General features: G+C 73.1%; 17 protein-coding genes. 9 read left to right on the top strand and 8 right to left on the bottom strand.

Annotation, left to right across the window (positions count from 1 at the left end):
- Window positions 1–24 precede the first annotated feature (24 nt).
- A complete protein-coding gene (locus tag AC5WAM_RS02370) occupies window positions 25–516 on the top strand; it encodes a glutathione peroxidase (RefSeq protein WP_495521351.1) in 492 nt (163 codons plus the stop codon).
- Between the two features lie 258 nt (window positions 517–774).
- On the opposite strand, the gene AC5WAM_RS02375 is transcribed toward AC5WAM_RS02370, so the two are convergent.
- Entirely contained in the window at window positions 775–1,989 is a 1,215-nt protein-coding gene (locus AC5WAM_RS02375; RefSeq protein ID WP_495521352.1) for a lactonase family protein, read from the bottom strand.
- 145 nt (window positions 1,990–2,134) lie between these two features.
- Window positions 2,135–3,553, bottom strand: a complete 1,419-nt coding sequence (locus AC5WAM_RS02380) for an aspartate aminotransferase family protein (protein ID WP_495521353.1) — start codon at window positions 3,551–3,553, stop codon at window positions 2,135–2,137.
- A 90-nt stretch (window positions 3,554–3,643) separates the two neighbouring features.
- On the opposite strand from AC5WAM_RS02380, the gene AC5WAM_RS02385 reads away from it, so the two are divergent.
- The 3 genes from AC5WAM_RS02385 (at window position 3,644) to AC5WAM_RS02395 (ending at window position 6,185) form a co-directional block, all read left to right on the top strand.
- A complete protein-coding gene (locus AC5WAM_RS02385; RefSeq protein ID WP_366795717.1) occupies window positions 3,644–4,579 on the top strand; it encodes a LysR family transcriptional regulator in 936 nt (311 codons plus the stop codon).
- A 25-nt stretch (window positions 4,580–4,604) separates the two neighbouring features.
- A complete protein-coding gene (locus AC5WAM_RS02390) occupies window positions 4,605–5,471 on the top strand; it encodes a GyrI-like domain-containing protein (RefSeq protein ID WP_495521354.1) in 867 nt (288 codons plus the stop codon).
- A 111-nt stretch (window positions 5,472–5,582) separates the two neighbouring features.
- On the top strand, window positions 5,583–6,185 hold the full coding sequence (locus AC5WAM_RS02395) for a TIGR03086 family metal-binding protein (protein ID WP_495521355.1): 603 nt from the start codon (window positions 5,583–5,585) through the stop codon (window positions 6,183–6,185).
- Between the two features lie 23 nt (window positions 6,186–6,208).
- Here AC5WAM_RS02395 and AC5WAM_RS02400 read toward each other — a convergent pair whose 3' ends face one another.
- A complete protein-coding gene (locus AC5WAM_RS02400; protein WP_495521356.1) occupies window positions 6,209–6,841 on the bottom strand; it encodes a GNAT family N-acetyltransferase in 633 nt (210 codons plus the stop codon).
- Between the two features lie 295 nt (window positions 6,842–7,136).
- On the opposite strand from AC5WAM_RS02400, the gene AC5WAM_RS02405 reads away from it, so the two are divergent.
- Window positions 7,137–8,036 carry a S1 family peptidase gene (locus AC5WAM_RS02405; protein ID WP_495521357.1) on the top strand — a complete coding sequence of 300 codons (900 nt, stop codon included), beginning with the start codon at window positions 7,137–7,139 and terminating at the stop codon, window positions 8,034–8,036.
- Between the two features lie 89 nt (window positions 8,037–8,125).
- Here the strand turns inward: AC5WAM_RS02405 and AC5WAM_RS02410 are convergent, their stop codons facing one another.
- From AC5WAM_RS02410 to AC5WAM_RS02420, 3 genes are all read right to left on the bottom strand, one after another.
- Window positions 8,126–8,719 carry a helix-turn-helix domain-containing protein gene (locus tag AC5WAM_RS02410; protein WP_495521358.1) on the bottom strand — a complete coding sequence of 198 codons (594 nt, stop codon included), beginning with the start codon at window positions 8,717–8,719 and terminating at the stop codon, window positions 8,126–8,128.
- An 83-nt stretch (window positions 8,720–8,802) separates the two neighbouring features.
- A complete protein-coding gene (locus tag AC5WAM_RS02415) occupies window positions 8,803–9,210 on the bottom strand; it encodes a peptidase inhibitor family I36 protein (protein WP_495521359.1) in 408 nt (135 codons plus the stop codon).
- Between the two features lie 170 nt (window positions 9,211–9,380).
- Window positions 9,381–10,154, bottom strand: coding sequence for an AraC family transcriptional regulator (locus AC5WAM_RS02420; protein WP_495521360.1), 774 nt, complete (start codon window positions 10,152–10,154; stop codon window positions 9,381–9,383).
- Window positions 10,155–10,297: 143 nt separating this feature from the next.
- On the opposite strand from AC5WAM_RS02420, the gene AC5WAM_RS02425 reads away from it, so the two are divergent.
- The 4 genes from AC5WAM_RS02425 to AC5WAM_RS02440 all read left to right on the top strand — a co-directional run bounded on the left by AC5WAM_RS02425 (window position 10,298) and on the right by AC5WAM_RS02440 (window position 15,030).
- The gene (locus tag AC5WAM_RS02425; RefSeq protein ID WP_495523488.1) at window positions 10,298–11,470 is read left to right on the top strand and encodes an MFS transporter; all 1,173 of its coding nucleotides are present in this window, start codon (window positions 10,298–10,300) and stop codon (window positions 11,468–11,470) included.
- A gap of 53 nt (window positions 11,471–11,523) precedes the next feature.
- Window positions 11,524–12,648, top strand: a complete 1,125-nt coding sequence (locus AC5WAM_RS02430; RefSeq protein WP_495521361.1) for a carboxylate-amine ligase — start codon at window positions 11,524–11,526, stop codon at window positions 12,646–12,648.
- Between the two features lie 172 nt (window positions 12,649–12,820).
- A complete protein-coding gene (locus tag AC5WAM_RS02435) occupies window positions 12,821–14,035 on the top strand; it encodes a D-alanyl-D-alanine carboxypeptidase family protein (RefSeq protein ID WP_366795708.1) in 1,215 nt (404 codons plus the stop codon).
- The gene (locus tag AC5WAM_RS02440) at window positions 14,032–15,030 is read left to right on the top strand and encodes a Gfo/Idh/MocA family protein (protein ID WP_495521362.1); all 999 of its coding nucleotides are present in this window, start codon (window positions 14,032–14,034) and stop codon (window positions 15,028–15,030) included. Before AC5WAM_RS02435 ends, AC5WAM_RS02440 begins: the two co-directional genes overlap by 4 nt.
- Before the next feature lie 25 nt (window positions 15,031–15,055).
- Here AC5WAM_RS02440 and AC5WAM_RS02445 read toward each other — a convergent pair whose 3' ends face one another.
- Window positions 15,056–15,787 carry a siderophore-interacting protein gene (locus AC5WAM_RS02445; RefSeq protein WP_495521363.1) on the bottom strand — a complete coding sequence of 244 codons (732 nt, stop codon included), beginning with the start codon at window positions 15,785–15,787 and terminating at the stop codon, window positions 15,056–15,058.
- A gap of 148 nt (window positions 15,788–15,935) precedes the next feature.
- Window positions 15,936–16,349: an SsgA family sporulation/cell division regulator gene (locus AC5WAM_RS02450; protein WP_495521364.1), complete on the bottom strand. Its 414-nt coding sequence runs from the start codon at window positions 16,347–16,349 to the stop codon at window positions 15,936–15,938.
- Window positions 16,350–16,518 lie beyond the last annotated feature (169 nt).

Below are 16,518 nucleotides of genomic sequence, written 5' to 3' on the forward strand. Positions count from 1 at the left end.
GTACCGGGGCGTAGGCTCCGCAGCATGTCTGTCTACGACGCAGTAGAGATCGAGAGCCTCCAGGGCGGCCCCGCGGACCTGACCCAGTACCTGGGCAAGGCCGTCCTCATCGTCAACGTCGCCTCCAAGTGCGGCCTCACCCCGCAGTACACGGGCCTGGAGCGGCTGCACGAGCAGTACGCCGGCCGTGGCTTCACCGTCCTCGGGGTGCCGTGCAACCAGTTCATGGGCCAGGAGCCCGGCACGTCCGAGGAGATCGCCGAGTTCTGCTCGGCGACGTACGGCGTGACCTTCCCCATGACGGAGAAGGTGGACGTCAACGGCGCGGAGCGGCACCCGCTGTACCAGCACCTGGTCACGGCGGCGGACGCCGAGGGCCACACCGGCGACATCCGCTGGAACTTCGAGAAGTTCCTGATCGGCCCCGACGGCACGGTCGTCGCGCGGTTCGCTCCGCAGACCGAGCCCGACGCGGCCGAGGTCGTGGCCGCCGTCGAGGCGGCCCTGCCCGCCTGACGGTCCGCCGTGGGCTCCGGCGAGCGCCCGCCGGAGCCCACGGCCGCACTCCCGCTCCGCAGGTCCCCTCGTCACTGGCCGACCCGTCCGTCCACGCACTCGCGCAGCAGGTCGGCGTGTCCGCAGTGCGTACGAGGCGTCGACCACGGCCTGGTCGGCGACCGCGCCGTCGAAGTCGCCGTCCGGTGTGGCTCCGTCGCGGGGGTCGTCGCCCGGGTCCGTCCACAGGGGACCGCTCCTCTCCCCCTCGGGAGCCGCTCAGATCGGCAGGACGCAGCCCAGGGACGACGTGGCGAAGGGGCGGCCGGAGGGAGTGAGGGCGCCGGAGTCCCGGTTCACGGTGAAGGCCGCGACCGTGTTGCCGTACTGGTTGGCGGTGAAGAGCAGCGCGCCGGACGGCGAGAGGCTGAGGTGCCGGGGCCAGGAACCGCCGCTCGGCACCGTGTCGAGCAGGCGCAGTTCGGCTCCGCCGCCGGTGACGGAGAAGCGGGCGACGCTCTCGTGCCCGCGGTTGGACAGATAGACGAAGCGGCCGTCGGCCGAGACCGTCACTTCGGCCGGGTAGTTGCGGACGGCCCGCCCGAGCCCGGCGGGGACAGTGGGCAGGCTCTGGCCGCGCGTCAGCACGCCGGTCGCCGTGTCGTAGGCGTAGACGCTGATGGTGCTGTTCAGCTCGTTCGCCACATAGGCGTACGGGGCCGTCGGGTGGAAGACCATGTGCCGGGGCCCGGCGCCCGGCACCGAGCGGGCCTCGGACACGGGGCGCAGCGCACCGCTGACGGTGTCGAGCCGGTACGTGTACACCTTGTCGGTGCCCAGGTCGACGGCGAAGACGTGGGCGCCCTTGGGGTCGGTGAGGATCTGGTGCGCGTGCGGGCCCTCCTGCCGTGAGGGGTCGGGCCCGGAGCCGGTGTGCTGGACGAAGCCCGTGCGCGCGCCCACGCCGCCGTCGCCGGTGAGGGTGTGCGCGGCGACGCTGCCGCCCCCGTAGTTGGCGCTGAGCAGATGGCGCCCGTTGGGGTGCACGGACAGGTGCGTGACGTTGGCGCCGCCTGTGGACTGCGCCGGGCCGAGCGGGCTCAGCGTGCCCCCGGTACCGATGGCGAAGGCCCGCACCGCGCCCTGGCGCCCGCCGTTGTCCAGCGCGTACAGCGCCTTGCCGCCGGGGGCCACGGCGAGGAAGGACGGGTCGGTCACCGCCGTGAAGGCGCCCTGCCGGGTCAGTGCGCCGGTTGTGGTGTCGTACGTGCAGGTGATGATGCCGTTGCCGTACGTGCCGAGGAACACCGGCCGCAGGTCGGCTCCGCCACGCCCCGCGCGCACGGGCTCCGGCGAGGCGTGCGCGGCGGACGCGAGGGTGCCGAGGGCGGCGGCGCCGAGGACGCCGACGAACGCGCGGCGCCCGAAGCCTGAGCAAGCGTCAGGGCCGGGGGTGCCGGTGCGCTCGGGGTGTTGCGCGGGGTGGGGGGACATGGTGGCCACCTTTCGACGACACAGCGCTATGGCATGTATTCGTCAAGCGTGGCGACGCGACGCCCTCCAGGTCCAGACCAATTGGCGCCATCGGGCCGCGCGGTACCCCGGCCCGGGTGCACCCCAGAGCCGGCGCGGGCCCCGCTCAGAGCCCGGCGCGGGCCTCGCTGATCGCCTGGTCCAGGATCGTCAGGCCCAGGGACAGCTCGTCCTCGGTGGCGGTCAGCGGCGGCGCCATCCGCAGGACGCCGCCCATGCCCGGCAGCTGGACGATGTTCATGTGCAGGCCCAGTTCGAGGCAGCGCCGGGTGACGCGTGCGCCCAGCTCGCTGGAGCTCCGCCCGCTCTGCGGGTCGACGGCGAACTCGAGCCCGGCCAGCAGACCCCGGCCCCGGATGTCACCGACCGCCTCGTGCCGTTCGGCGATGTCCGTGAGGCCCTGGCGGAGGAAGGCGCCGAGGGTCCGGGCCCGCTCGTCGAGCCGGTCGCGGGCCAGGACGTCCAGGACGGTGTTGCCGACCGCGGCCACCAGCGGGTCGGCCGCGTGCGTGGTGAAGAACAGGTACCCGCGCTCGTACGCTTCCTGCTCGATCTCGGCGCTGGTGACCACGGCCGCGAGGGGAAGCCCGGCGCCGAGCGTCTTGGACAGCGTGAGGATGTCGGGCACAACGCCGTCGCGCTCGAAGGCGTACCAGGTCCCGGTGCGGCACAGACCGGTCTGGGCCTCGTCGAGGATCAGCAGCATGCCGCGTTCCCTGCACTTGTCCCGCAGGGCCGCGAAGTACCCGGGCGGCGGCTCGATGATGCCGCCCGAGCTGAGGATCGGCTCGACGAGGCACGCGGCGAGGCTGCCAGTCGACTGGGCGTCGATCAGCTCGAAGGCGAAGTCCAGCTGGCGGCGCCAGTCGAGGGCGCCCTCGGGCGTGGTGAAGTCGGGCCGGTGGGCGTTCGGCACGGGGATGGCGAAGTTGCCGGGCGCGCCGGGGCCGTAGCCCTTGCGGCCCGCGCTGTACGTGGCGGACGCCGCGGCCTGGGTCATGCCGTGCCAGGACCGCGCGAACGAGACGATCTCGTGCTTGCCGGTGACGAGCTTGGCCATCCGCACGGCCGCCTCGTTCGACTCGGCGCCGGTCGTCAGGAGCAGCGCCTTCTCCAGCGGGGCGGGCAGGGTCCCGGCGAGGCGCCGGGCGAGGTCGACGACGGGGCGGCTGAGCATGCCGCTGAAGAGGTGGTCGAGCGTCGCGATCCCGTGCTGGACGGTCGCGACGATCTCCGGGTGCGAGTGGCCGAGGATCGCGCTCATCTGGCCGGAGGTGAAGTCGAGGATCTTCCGGCCGTCCGCGGTGTACACGAAGCTGCCCTCGGCGCGGTCGATGATCTCGCGCGTGAACGCGCCGCCGTACCGGACGAGATGCCGCTCGGCGTCGGCCCAGAAGGACTCCGTAGACGACGGTGATATCGGGGACGACAGTGATGATGCGGATGAAGTGGACGGCGCGGAGGACGGCCCGGGGGCGGCGGCCGCCGGAGCGCCCGGGGGCGGAGGGGTGGTCGAAGGAGCCATGCCGCCGACGTTAGGCGGCGCCCGAGCGACGCGTCCATCTCACAATTCCGGCTTTCCTGTTCGGCTGAACCGCACAATAATCCTGAGGTGATGAATCCCTGGAGACTGCGCCTGCTCACCCAGCTCGACACCCTCGGCACCGTCCGGGCGGTCGCCCAGGCGGCCAGTCTGAGCCCGTCGAGCGTGTCCCAGCAGCTCGCCGTGCTCGAATCCGAGACCCGCACCCAACTGATCGAAAGGACGGGGCGCCGGGTGCGCCTGACCTCGGCCGGTCTGATCCTGGCGCGGCGGGCCCGGGCGATCCTCGACCACATGGACAGCGTCGAGGCCGAGCTGCGCGGCTTCGGCGAGGAACCGGCCGGGCTGGTGCGCCTCGGCGCGTTCCAGAGCGCGGTCCACACCATGGCCGTACCGGCGGTGACCCGGCTCGCGCGGGAGCATCCGCACCTCGACGTCGAGGTGCTCCAGCTGGAGCCGCACGAGAGCATGCCCGCGCTGCGGGGCGGCGACGCGGACCTCATCATCACGACCACGGACTTCGACGAGCTGCCGCTGGGGCCCGACCTCGACCTCGTACCGCTGGCCACGGACTCGATCCTGCTCGTGGTGCCCTGCGGGCATCCGGCGGCCGGGCGCGGCGCCGTGGACCTCGCGTCCCTCGCGGACGAGCCGTGGGCCTTCGACATGCCGCAGTCGTACATGGCGAACCTCGCGCTGCGCCTGTGCCGGCAGGCGCGGTTCGAGCCGCGGGTGGTGTGCCGGTTCAGCAATTACATGCTGGCCCTCCAGCACGTCGAGGCGGGTCTGTCGATCGCGCTGCTTCCCGGCCTGGCGGTGGACCGCCGCTATCGCGTCGCCACCAGCGAACTGGCGACCCCCGTGACGCGCACCATCACGGCGGCGGTCCGGCGCGGCGCACCGCAGCGCGCCGCGGTGCGCGCCGTGCTGGACGCGCTGCGCGCGCCGGACCCGACCGCACCGGGCACAGAATGTCGGGTCGGGCAGGGTGGCTCCTCCCTAGCGTGAGGGAGCGAAAGGGAAGGAGATCCGGGTGCTGGAGCGGCTCAACGAGGCCATGGAGCACATCGAGGCGCATCTCGGCGAGCCGATCGAGGTGAGTGAGCTCGCGCGCATCGCCATGACGTCGGAGTACCACTTCCGGCGGCTGTTCTCGGCGCTGGCGGGAGTCCCGTTGTCGGAGTACATCCGCCTGCGGCGGCTGTCCACGGCGGGCGCCGAGGTGCTCGCCGGTGAGCGCGGCCTCCTCGACATCGCGGTGCGCTACGGCTACGGCTCGGGCGAGGCCTTCGCGCGCGCCTTCCGCGCCGTCCACGGGGTGGGGCCGAGCGAGGCCCGCCGCACCGGCGCGGCGCTGCGATCCCAGCCCCGGATGTCCTTCCGCCTCATCGTCGAAGGGAGCAGCAGCATGCGATACCGGATCGTGGACAAGGACGAGTTCCGCGTGGTGGGCAAGAAGGCCCGCGTCCCGCTCGTCCACGAAGGCGCCAACCCCGCGATCGCCGAGTTCATCCGCGGCATCGACGCCGAGACCCTGCGGCGCGTCGCCGCGCTGTCGGACCAGGAGCCGACGGGGATCGTCGGGGTCAGCGACCAGCTCGACCCCAGCCGTGCCGAGGGGACCGAACTCGACTACTACCACGGCGTGGTGACGGGCGCCGAGGCACCGAGCGACATGGACGCCCTCACCGTCCCCCCGGGCGCGTGGGCCGTCTTCGAGAACTCCGGCCCGTTCCCGCAGGCGCTCCAGCACCTGTGGCGGGACGTGTTCACGCAGTGGTTCCCGTCCAACCCGTACCGGAGCAGGCCGGGCCCCGAGATCCTCCAGGTGGACGTCTCGGCGGACCAGGCGCGGGCGGACGCGAAGCTGTGGATTCCCGTGGAGCGGGCCGCCGTCTGAGCGGACACTCGTGAGGGCGTTCGCCTGGGCCCGGGCGGGCCCTCACGAGTGATCACATCGGCGTCCGATTCCCGCCGGAGGCGACGGCGTCCGCGCGCCAGGCTGAGCACCATGAACGACACGGACACCATGCTGCTCGGCCGCTTCGACACCGCCGCCGACGGCTTCGGCACCCGGCTCCGAGCGGTGCCGGACACCTCCTGGGAGCACGCCACTCCCTGCACCGAGTGGAACGTACGGCAACTGGTCCACCACATGGTCCGGGGAAGCCGCATCTACACCGCGCTGCTCCGGGGCGGCAGCAGCGCGGAGTTCATGGCGAACCTGGACCGGGGCGACGCGCTCGGCGACGACCCGGTGGCCGTGCACCGCGAGGCGGTGGCCGCGTGCCGGGCCGCGTTCCACCGCCCCGGCGCGCTCGACCGGGTCGTCGACTACCCGTTCGGTCCCGTGACCGGCCGGCAGTTGCTCGGGCTGTACGTGGTGGACGCCGTCACGCACACCTGGGACCTCGCCCGGGCGGTGCGGCTCGACGAACGACTCGACGCCCGCACGGTGCGCTGGATCCTCGACCACGTCACGTGGATCTACCAAGGCGTCAGCGAAAGCCCTCTCGTGGACGGCGACCGCTACTACGGGCGGCCGACGCAGGCGCCGGCGCGGCACACGTCCGAACAGGACCGCCTCCTGCGCCTGATGGGGCGGGCGCCGTAGTCCGCGCACCACCGCACGTCGGATCACGGCCGGTAGATGCACGCCGCCAGCGGAGCGCTGAGCTTCCAGCCCAGCGTCTCGTACAGGGCGCGGCCGTCGTCGGTCGCGCCCAGGACGCCGAGGCCCGCACCGCGTGCGAGCGCCTCGTCGGCGAGGACGCGCATCACGTGACTGCCCAGGCCCCGGCGGCGATGCGCCTCTTCCGTGACGACGCGGTCCACGACGGCGGCCTCGCCGAGGACGGCCATCTGCCCCCGGGCGGCGAGAGCGCCCGCCCGGTCGTGCAGGCGCACGAAGGTGACACCGTCGCGCGATCGCACCGACACGCCGTAGCCGTCCGGTACGGCCGGGGCCGTGGCTCGCAGGCCCACAGACATCAAGAAGCCGGACTCCTCCTTGTCGACCACCCATCCTTCGGGCAGCCAGGGTTCGACGTCTTCCGGTTCCCCGGGCACCTTGAGCCAGGTGTCCGGCACGCTCACGGAGGCAGCCGCCGCGCGCACGACGGACTCGGTGGCGTACGGCAGCACATGGCGCCCCACCTGACCGGCGACGCCCACGTCGAGGTAGAGCCCCCAGGGCCGCTCCACCGGCGGCGGCGTGCTCCGCGACACCGCCCAGCCCAGCGCCCAGGTCCTGACAAGTTCCGGAACCACACTGTCCTCCCGAAGTCGTCGCTCCTCGGCCTCGCAGCCGCGTCGCACGCGAGGCTCGTACGTTAAATCGTACGCGCGGACATAATATCGTTCACTACCGGAGTATTGAAGTCCCTTACGGCATCGGCTGTTTCGGAAGCGGCCGGACCCGCCCGGTCCCCGTGGGCCCACAACCTTCGGCGCCTTCCCCGCACTTGACCGTCCGCGGTCTTGTCCTGGTGGCGGGATCCCTCAAGGATGCACATGACAAAACCGAAGCACCTTCGGTCACACAGCCATCAGAGGGGACCCCCACATGAACAAGCCTCTCGTCGGTGCCGTCTTCACCGCGCTGCTCCTCGGCGCGACGGCACTGCCCGCGGCCGCCGTCAGCAACGAGGCGCCGACGGCCGACAAGCAGGTGGTACGGACGCAGCCCGCCGCGCAGACGAAGGCGAAGGTCAAGGCCGTGACCTTCGCGGGCACCGTGGCGCTCAGCAACTGCTCCGGCTCCGTCGTGCGCGTGCCCAGCTCGCAGCCCACCGACCGCGCGCTGGTGATGTCCAACGGCCACTGTCTGGAGACCGGCTTCCCCGGCCCCGGCCAGGTCATCGTGAACCGCGCGTCCAGCCGCAGCTTCACGCTCCTGAACGCCAGCGGCGGCAACGCGGGCACCGTCCGCGCGAGCAAAATCGCGTACGGCACGATGACGGACACGGACGTCTCGCTGTACGAACTCACCAGCACCTACCGCGACATAGAGAGCCGCTACGGCATCAAGGCCCTCGACATCGATGCCGCGCACCCGCAGGCGGGCCGGGCCATCACGGTCGCGTCCGGCTACTGGAAGCGGATGTACAAGTGCAACGTGGACGGGTTCGCCTACCGCCTCAAGGAGGGGCGCTGGACCTGGAAGGACTCGCTCCGCTACACCCAGCCCTGCCAGGTCATCGGCGGCACCTCCGGCTCGCCGGTGATCGACGACCAGACCGGCAAGGTCGTGGCCGTCAACAACACCATCAATGAGAGCGGCCAGCGCTGCACCGACAACAACCCCTGTGAGGTCGACCAGAACGGCAACGTCACCGTTCGCCCCAACATCGGATACGCCCAGCAGACCTACATCGTCGTCCCCTGCGTCGGCGCCGGGAACAAGATCGACCTGAACCGGCCGGGCTGCACCCTGCCCAAGCCCGCGGCGGCCGCACGCCGCTAGGCCCCAGGCGGGTCCGGACGCACCGCGGCCCGGACCCGCCGCTTCCAGCACGGCCGCGGCGCGGCCCGAGCGTCAGTACGGGCTGGAGATCAATACAGGCTGGAGAACAGCACCACGACCATCTGCGCGGGCTCGTCGCCGTCGTTCCGGAAGGTGTGCGGACGGCCCGCGGCCCACTGGATGCAGTCCCCGGCGCGCAGGACGTGGTCGACGCCGTCGTAGCGGGCCACGAGCGTGCCGCGGGTGACCGTCACCAGGTCGGTGCCCTCGTGCTGGAGGTCCTCGACCAGGCCGCTGTGCGGTGCGAAGTCCCCCGTGACGACCTGGTAGCCGAGCTCGGGGGCGCGCAGCACGCGGTAGGCGACTCCCGGGGCGCGGTTCAGGGTCTCCTGTTCCTCCCTGGGATACACCGAGGGCGTGGCACGGCCCCGGGAGAAGCCGAGGAACGAGCCGACGTCGTGGCCGAAGACCTTGGCCAGGCGCCCGAGCCGCTCCAGGGCGATGTCGGTCTCGCCGCGCTCCAGGGAGGCGAGGAAGGACACCGACAGGCCGCACTTGGCGGCCACCTGACGCAGTGACATGCCCCGCTGGGTGCGCAGCCGGTGCAGCACCGCGCCGGGGGGCGGGAAACCGAGCTCCGGGTCCCTGGAGGACGTGCGGGTCGAAGGGTCCGGATCAGCCATGACGGCATCCTAGAACCGCCGGTCGCGCCCCGGACCTCCGCCCCCGGGGCCCGGGCACCCCCGCTCCGGGCGCCCCCGGGAGGCTAGCCGTCCTCGCCGGGCGGGGTCCCGCAGCTCGGACCGCCCGGGCCGTCGAACTGCACGGAACTGAAGAAGTCGCGGTAGGCGGGGAAGAAGTTGCCCTTGCCGGTGGGCCCCGAGGAAGTCACGGCCGCACAGCCGGAGTAGCGCGCGTCCGACCAGAGGTAGATGGTCGACGGCGTCCGGTTCCAGTCCGACTTGGCGCGGTTGTCCATGCCGAGCGACGCCAGGTCCGGGGTGTTTCCGCTGAGCTTGATCATCTCGCCGGTGCCGTCGAGACCCGAGAACATGCAGTAGAAGCCGGCGGGGCACCGGTCGTACCCGTCGGCCGCGTGGGCCGTGGCGGCCGGGGCCGCCGTGACAGCCGTGGCGGCCACCGCGACGAACAGCGCGGAGAGCCTCTTCCTCATCGTCTTCACCTTGCGCATGCCGATCCTTCGTTCTGAGGCCCGCGAGTCCGCGGGCCGCGGCCAACGGAACGGTGGCACGCGGGCCGTGGTACCCCCAGGTTTGTTGATCCGCTCGGTGTGTCGCGATCCCCCACAAGCGGGGCGCACGGCGCGGCGAGCCGGTGCGCGGTTCAGGCGCGGCGCTGGTGGGCGCCCGGCGTGCAGCCGAACGAGCGCCGGAAGACGTCGATGAACGCGCTCGTCGAGGACCAGCCGCAGCGGTGCGCGACGGCGGTCACGGTCAGGTCGTCGCCGAGCATCCGCAGCGCGTGGTACAGCCGCGACTGGGTGCGCCACTGCGGAAAGGTCATGCCGAGCTCGGCGCGGAAGAGGCGGCTGAGGGTGCGCTCGCCGACCCCGGTCGCGGCTCCGAGCTCGGCGAGGGTGCGGGGATCGGCGGGGTCCGCGTGGACGAGCGCGCAGACCGCCGCGAGGCGCGGGTCGGCGGGCGTGGGCAGCCGCACCGGCTGCTGCGGGGAGGCGCGCAGCTGGTCGCGCAGGACCGCGCGCAGCCGACGGCGCTCCGCGCTGCCGTCCGCGGGCCCGCGGGCGTACGCGATGATCAGCTCCCGCAGCAGCGGGCTGACGGAGAGCACGGTCGGCTCCTCCAGGTGGAGCGGGTTGTCGTCGGCGGGCAGGCCGACGAAGTACATCTCCAGGTGGCCGTAGGCCCGGTGGGAGTGGACGGTGCCCGCGGGCACCCAGATGGCGCGGGTGCCGGGCGCGTACCACGTACCGGCGTCCGTGGTGACGGCGACGACCCCGGAGCCCGCGTAGGCGATCTGGTGGTCGTCGTGCCGGTGCGCGTCGATGCGGTCCCCCGGGGCGAGGACCCTGACGTGGGTCGGGGCCACGGGGGTGTGGCGGACGGGCTCCTGTGCCGACAGGGCTTCACCTTCCGGCATGCGAGGGGCCTCTCCGTACGGCGTCCGCCGCGGTGGCGGATGATCGGTAGACCTTGGCACTTTATCGGAAGCCCGACAGGGCGCGGCGGGGCGACGATCGGACCGTGTCCAAGCCCTCGCCTCGCAACCGGCCCCTGACCCTGATGTCCCTCGGCCACACCTGTGTGGACGTCTACCAGGGAGCCGTGGCCGCCCTGGTCCCCTACTTCGTGTCCGAGCGGGCGTACACCTACGCCGCCGCCTCCGGCATCGTCCTGGCCGCGTCGCTCCTGTCGTCGGTGGTGCAGCCGCTGTTCGGGGCGCTCACCGACCGGTGGGCGCTGCCGTGGCTGCTGCCGGTGAGCACGGTGATCGGCGGTGCCGGTGTCGCGCTCAGCGGCGTCTTCGACTCGTACGCCCTCACGCTGGTGGTGGTCGCCGTGTCCGGCGTCGGCGTCGCCGCCTACCACCCCGAGGCCGCGCGGGTGGCGCGCGTGGCCAGCCGCGGCAGCCACACGGCGATGGGCTGGTTCTCCCTCGGCGGCAACATCGGCTTCGCCACGGCCCCGCTGCTCGTCGCCGCCGTCATCGCCACCGGCGGTCTGCGGGCCTCGCCGCTCCTGGTCGTCCCCGCGCTCGCCGGTGCGGCCCTGTGCGCGGCGGCGCTGCGCGAGGTCAGGGCGCCCCTCGCGGCCACGGCGGCGGCCGCCCGCGCGGCCAAGGGCACCGGCGCCGACGACTGGGCCTCGTTCCTCCGCCTCTCCGGCGCGATCGTGTGCCGCTCGATCGTGTTCGTCGGGCTGAGCGCGTTCATCGCGCTGTACGTGCGCGAGCGCGTCGGCGGCGGTGAAGTCGCCGGTACGGCCGGTCTGTTCGTGCTCTACATCGGCGGGGCCGTCGGCACGGTGATCGGCGGCCGCCTCGCCACCCGCTACAGCCGCGTGACGGTGGTGCGGTGGTCGTACGCGGTGAGCGTGCTCGCCGTCGCCGGTGTCGTCCTGGTCCCCGGGCCACTGCTCTACGGGTGCGTGGCGCTCACGTCCGCGGGCCTGTACGTGCCCTTCTCCCTGCACGTCACCCTCGGCCAGGACTACCTGCCGAGCCGCGTCGGCACCGCGAGCGGGGTCACGCTGGGCCTGACCGTCAGCGTCGGCGGCGTCGCCAGCCCGCTCATCGGCACCCTCGCCGACGCCACGTCCCTGCGCACCGCCCTGGCGCCGCTGATCGTGCTGCCCGCCATCGGCTGGCTGCTCCTGCGCCCCCTGCGCGAACCGGCCCAGCCCCAGCCTCCCGCCCCGAGGACGCCCCGACCCCGGCCCTCGCGCCGCACGGCGTAATTGGCGATATTCCGTCAGATCCGGGCTTTCCCGCGGGTGTCACCATGGCCCCTATGGGAAACCCCGGGGACACGGCAGGGTCGGCGGCGACCGTCACGGTGGGGGTCGAGGAGGAGTACCTGCTGGTCGATCCGGTGACCCGGGAGCTGAGCCCCAGCGCCGACAAGGTCGTGGCCGACGCCGTCGGGGAGCTCAAGGACCGGGTCACCACGGAGATCACGCGCTATCAGGTCGAGGGACGGACCGACCCGCACACCCAGCTGGCCGAGCTGGCCGAGCAGATCCGGTCCACGCGCGGCGGCATCGCCCGGGCCGCGGCCCGGCAGGGGCTGCGGCTCGTCTCCAGCGGCACCCCGGTCCTCGGGCACCCCGTGCCACCGGCGTTCACCAGCACGCCGCGCTATGTGAAGAGCCTCGCGCGCTTCCGTGCCCTCGACTACGAGCAGAGCACCTGCGCCTGCCACATCCACGTCGGCATTCCGGATCTGCCCACCGCGCTGCGCGTGAGCAACCACCTGCGTCCGTGGCTTCCCGTGCTCGTGGCGCTGGCGGCCAACTCCCCTTACTGGTACGGGGAGGACACGGGCTACGCCAGCTGGCGCACCTTGGTCTGGGGGCGCTGGCCGGTGTCGGGGCCACCGCCGTACTTCGAGTCCCAGAGCCACTTCGAGGACCTCGTGGCGGATCTCGTGGCCACCGACACGCTCCTCGACCGGGGCGGCCTGTACTGGGACATCCGGCCCTCGCACCACGTGCCCACGGTGGAGGTCCGGGTCGCGGACGCGGTGTCCACCGTGAGCGACGTGGTCCTGCTGGCCGGTCTCGTCAGGGCGCTGGCCTGCGTCGCGCTGCGGGCCATCGAGACCGGGGTGCCCCCGCTCCGCCCGCCGCCGGAGATGCTGCGGGCCGCCTGCTGGCGGGCCGCGCGCGACGGGCTCGGCGGGGCGGGCATCGACCTGTCCACCCGGCGCCTGGCCCCCGCGGCCACCCAGGCCGTGCGTCTGTTGGGCCAGGTCCGGCCCGCCCTCGAACGCCACGGTGACGTCCCGCTGGTGCACGCCGCCTGGTCCCGGCTCCAGGCCGACGGCAGCGGCGCCGACCGTCAGCGCGCCGCGTACCGACGGCGGGAGAGCCCCCTGGACGTCATCGACCACCTCATCTCCAGCGTCGAATCCTGACTCTCCCCCGCCCCGGAGGCGCCGTCGGTCGCGCCGCCGTCGACTTCCGGCCGCGCCGCCACCGGGCGCGCGGGCCGTGTGCACCGCCCGACTGGCGGAGTGCGGCCGCCCGATGCCCCCGGCCGGGCCAAGCCGATCTGCGCGGTCCGGAGCCCGCTCCTACGGTGGCTGAATGACCATCAGATCTCTGCCGGCCGCCCTGCGCCGCTCGCTCCTTCGCACGTCGGCCCTCACCACCGGGGCGTTGGTCTGCCTCACCGGCACCGCCGCGTGTGCCGAGCCCACGCCGCCCGTGCGGCAACCCGCGTACACCTCCTCGCTCCTGGACCGGCCCGGTACGCAGGTGCGGCCGGGCTCGGCTGCACCGCCGCTGCCCGCCGGGGTCTCGGCGCTGTCCTGGGTGGTGGCCGACGCGCGGACCGGCGAGGTGCTCGCCGCCCGTGACGCGCACCGCCGCCTGCCGCCCGCCTCCACGCTGAAGTCGCTGTTCGCCCTCGCGGCCCTGCCCCGGCTGCACCCGGACACGCGGCACACGGTCACCGAGGCCGAACTCGCCCGCGTCGGCGGCGGCAGCAGCCTGGTGGGCGTCTCGGCGGGCCGCAGCTACCGCGTGGCCGACCTGTGGCGCGGCGTGTTCCTCAGCTCGGGCAACGACGCCGTGCACGTGCTCGCCGCGATGAACGGCGGCATGGACCGCACGATCCGGCAGATGCGCGCCAAGGCCCGGGCGCTCGGCGCCCGCGACACACAGGTGGTCTCGCCGGACGGCTACGACGCCATGGGCCAGGTCTCCTCGGCGTACGACCTGGCGGTGTTCGGCAGGGCGGGCCTCGCGGACCCGCAGTTCGCCCGCTACTGCTCGACGACGGTCGCCTCCTTCCCCGCGGGCGGCTGGTCGTACCCCATCCAGAACACCAACCGGCTGCTCACCGGGGCGGACGGGGTCGCCCGCTACCCCGGCCTGATCGGCGTCAAGAACGGCTACACCAGCCGGGCCGGGAACACCCTCATCGCCGCCGCCCACCGGGGCACGCGCACGCTCGTGGTGACGGTGATGAACCCTCAGGACGGCGGCTACGCCGTGTACGAGGAGGCCAGGCGGCTGCTCGACTGGGGCTTCGCGGCCGCGGGCCGGGTGCGGCCGGTCGGCTCGCTGCTGCCCGCGAAGCCCCGTACGGCGCCGGACCGGGCCCGGCACGCCGCCGCGGCGGCACCCGCGTTCGCGCCGGAGCCGGACGCGGATGCCGACGACGACTCGGCCTGGCCCGCCCTCGTCCTGGTCGGGGCGGGTGCGGCGGTGCTCGTCGCCGGGTGCGTGGTGATCGTGCGGCGGCGTGCGGCTACGGTGGCCCGACGGTCGGGCGCGGGAGGGGAGTTCGTGGAGTGAGCGAGCCGCTGGGGGTGGCCGTCCTGGGCGCGGGCCACATGGGCGCCGACCACGTGCGCCGTCTCGCGCGGACGGCCGGGGCGCGCGTGGTGGCGGTCGCGGACCCGGACACGGAGCGGGCCGGCAGGGCCGCGGCCGGGATCGCGGGCGCGCGCGTGCACGCCGACGCCCTGGACGCCCTCCAGCGGCCCGATGTGCGGGCCGTGGTGGTGGCGTCCCCGGACGCCGCGCACGAGGAGGCGCTGCTCGTCGCCGTCGCGCAAGGTCTGCCGGTGCTGTGCGAGAAGCCCCTCGCACCGGATCCCCGGGCGGCGCTGCGGATCGTCGAGGCGGAGGCACGGGCCGGGCGCGCCCTGATCCAGGTGGGGTTCATGCGCCGCTACGACGCCGCGTACCGGCGGCTCAAGGCGCTGTTGGACGGCGGTGACCTGGGCAGGCCGCTGATGCTGCACTGCCGCCACCGCAACGTGTCCTCTCCCCCGCACTTCACGTCCGCGATGCTCATCGGCAGTTCGGTGTCGCACGAGATCGACGCAGCGCGCTGGCTGCTCGGCCAGGAGATCACGGCGGTGACCGTGGTCCGGCCCCGGCCGTCGTCGGGGGCGCCCGCCGGGCTGCTCGACCCCCAGTTGGTGCTCTTCGAGACGGACGGCGGCGCCCTGGTCGACGTGGAGGTCTTCGTCAACTGCGGCTTCGGCTACGAGGTGACGTGCGAGGCGGTGTGCGAGCACGGCACCGCCCGCGTCGGCGACGAGCCCGCGCTGGTCGTACGGTCCCGGGGCGGCGCGCGCCAGGACATCGCGCAGGACTATCTGGTGCGCTTCGCCGATGCCTACGACCGCGAGGTCAGGGCCTGGGTGCGGGCGGCGGCCGAAGGGCGGCTGACGGGCCCCGGCGCCTGGGACGGGTACGTGGCGGCGGCCGTCGCCGACGCGGGCGTACGGGCGCTGGGCTCCGGGCCGCGGGTCGCCGTGGAGCTGGCCGAGCGCCCCTGAGCGCGGGCGCCGGACCGCCCGGCCGTCAGCCGCGTCCCGGCCGCCAGTAACCGAGCGCGTGGACGCGGTTCTTGGGCAGCGCCAGTTCCTTGCGTACGTATGCGGCGAGCGTGCGGGTGGTCGTCGTGTCGCAGGTGATCCACACATAGGCGTCGGCGGTGCCCTCGACGGCCGCGGCGAGACCCGCCTTGGCCTGCCGCACCAGTTCGGCGCCCGAGGTCCGCCGTTCGATCCAGTGCACGTCGTGGAGTGCCGGGTCGACCCCCAGGGGCAGTTCGCGGTCCGAGGCGTGCTGCGTCTCGAACCAGATCGTCGCGGGGATGCCCGGCATCGCTTCGAGGAGGGAGTTCACCGCGGGCAGCGACGCCGCGTCCCCGACGACGAGCAGCCGCGACGGCTCGGGCTGCGGCAGGTCGAAGCCGGTGCCCTGCACGGTCGCCTCGATGGTGTCGCCGGGCCCGGCCTTGCGCGCCCACTCGCTCGCGCAGCCGTCGTGCAGCGCGAACTCCAGGCTGAACGTGCCCGCCTCCGGATCGGGGTCGACGAGGGTGTAGGCACGCTGATGGGGCTTGCCCGCGTTGTCGAACCACAGCCGCACCCACATCGTCGGGTGCACACCGGTCTGCGCGAGCATGCCGCCGTCGGTGACGTGGAGGCGACGGTAGTGCTCCGTCACGTCCTCGGCACCGGTCACGGTGAACCGGAAGTCCTTGCCTCGGAACAGCTTGAGGACGACACCTTCCCAGCCGTGGCCCACCCCGGTCTCCTCCCCTGAGATCCTGATACGCCCGTTTCACGTGGAACAACGCGCGCACGTGATCGAGTTAGGCAAGCCTAACCTATATCCAAGGGGGAATTCGCCGGCATCCGGGAAGGGGGTCGACTCCAGGAAGGGGTCGGGCGGCTCAGACCCCGCCGAGGAGTTCCGTCAAGCCGCGGTCCAGGTCGAGCCCGGCCCCCTCACCGTCCGCCCCCACCACGGCGTAGGTGCGCATCAGGAAGCGCCGCAGCGCACCCCGGTCGAACTGCACGAGCGCGAGGCCGTGCGGGGCGTGGAACTCCAGGACGGTACGCGCGCGCCCGCAGGGCCAGACGTGCACGTCCCCCGTGCCCGCCGGGGCGCTCAGCCCGTCCTCGAGCAGGCGGCGAGCGAAGACCCAGGTGACCTCGGCGCCGTCCAGGGACACCTCGGACGGGAAGGTCACCTGCACCGCCAGCGGATCGCTCGCCGCATAGCGCAACGTCACGGAGATCGGACGCTCACGGCCCTCGGGGGTGATCAGACGAGCGCGGGCGGACTGTTCGAGCATGACGGCCATGGTCGAGCTCCACTTCTGCCGGTTCCTTACCCCTACGACCCGGTAGCGGGTGCCCTCATTACGGGAGTGCATGAAGAGATCACTGTGACCTGCGTCACCTATCCCTGATATGTCCGATATTTCTCACCTAGTCTTTCGACCTCACCCACCACCCCCGCAGTGGGACAGG

It is taken from the genome of Streptomyces sp. JLYT201 (assembly GCF_059448825.1).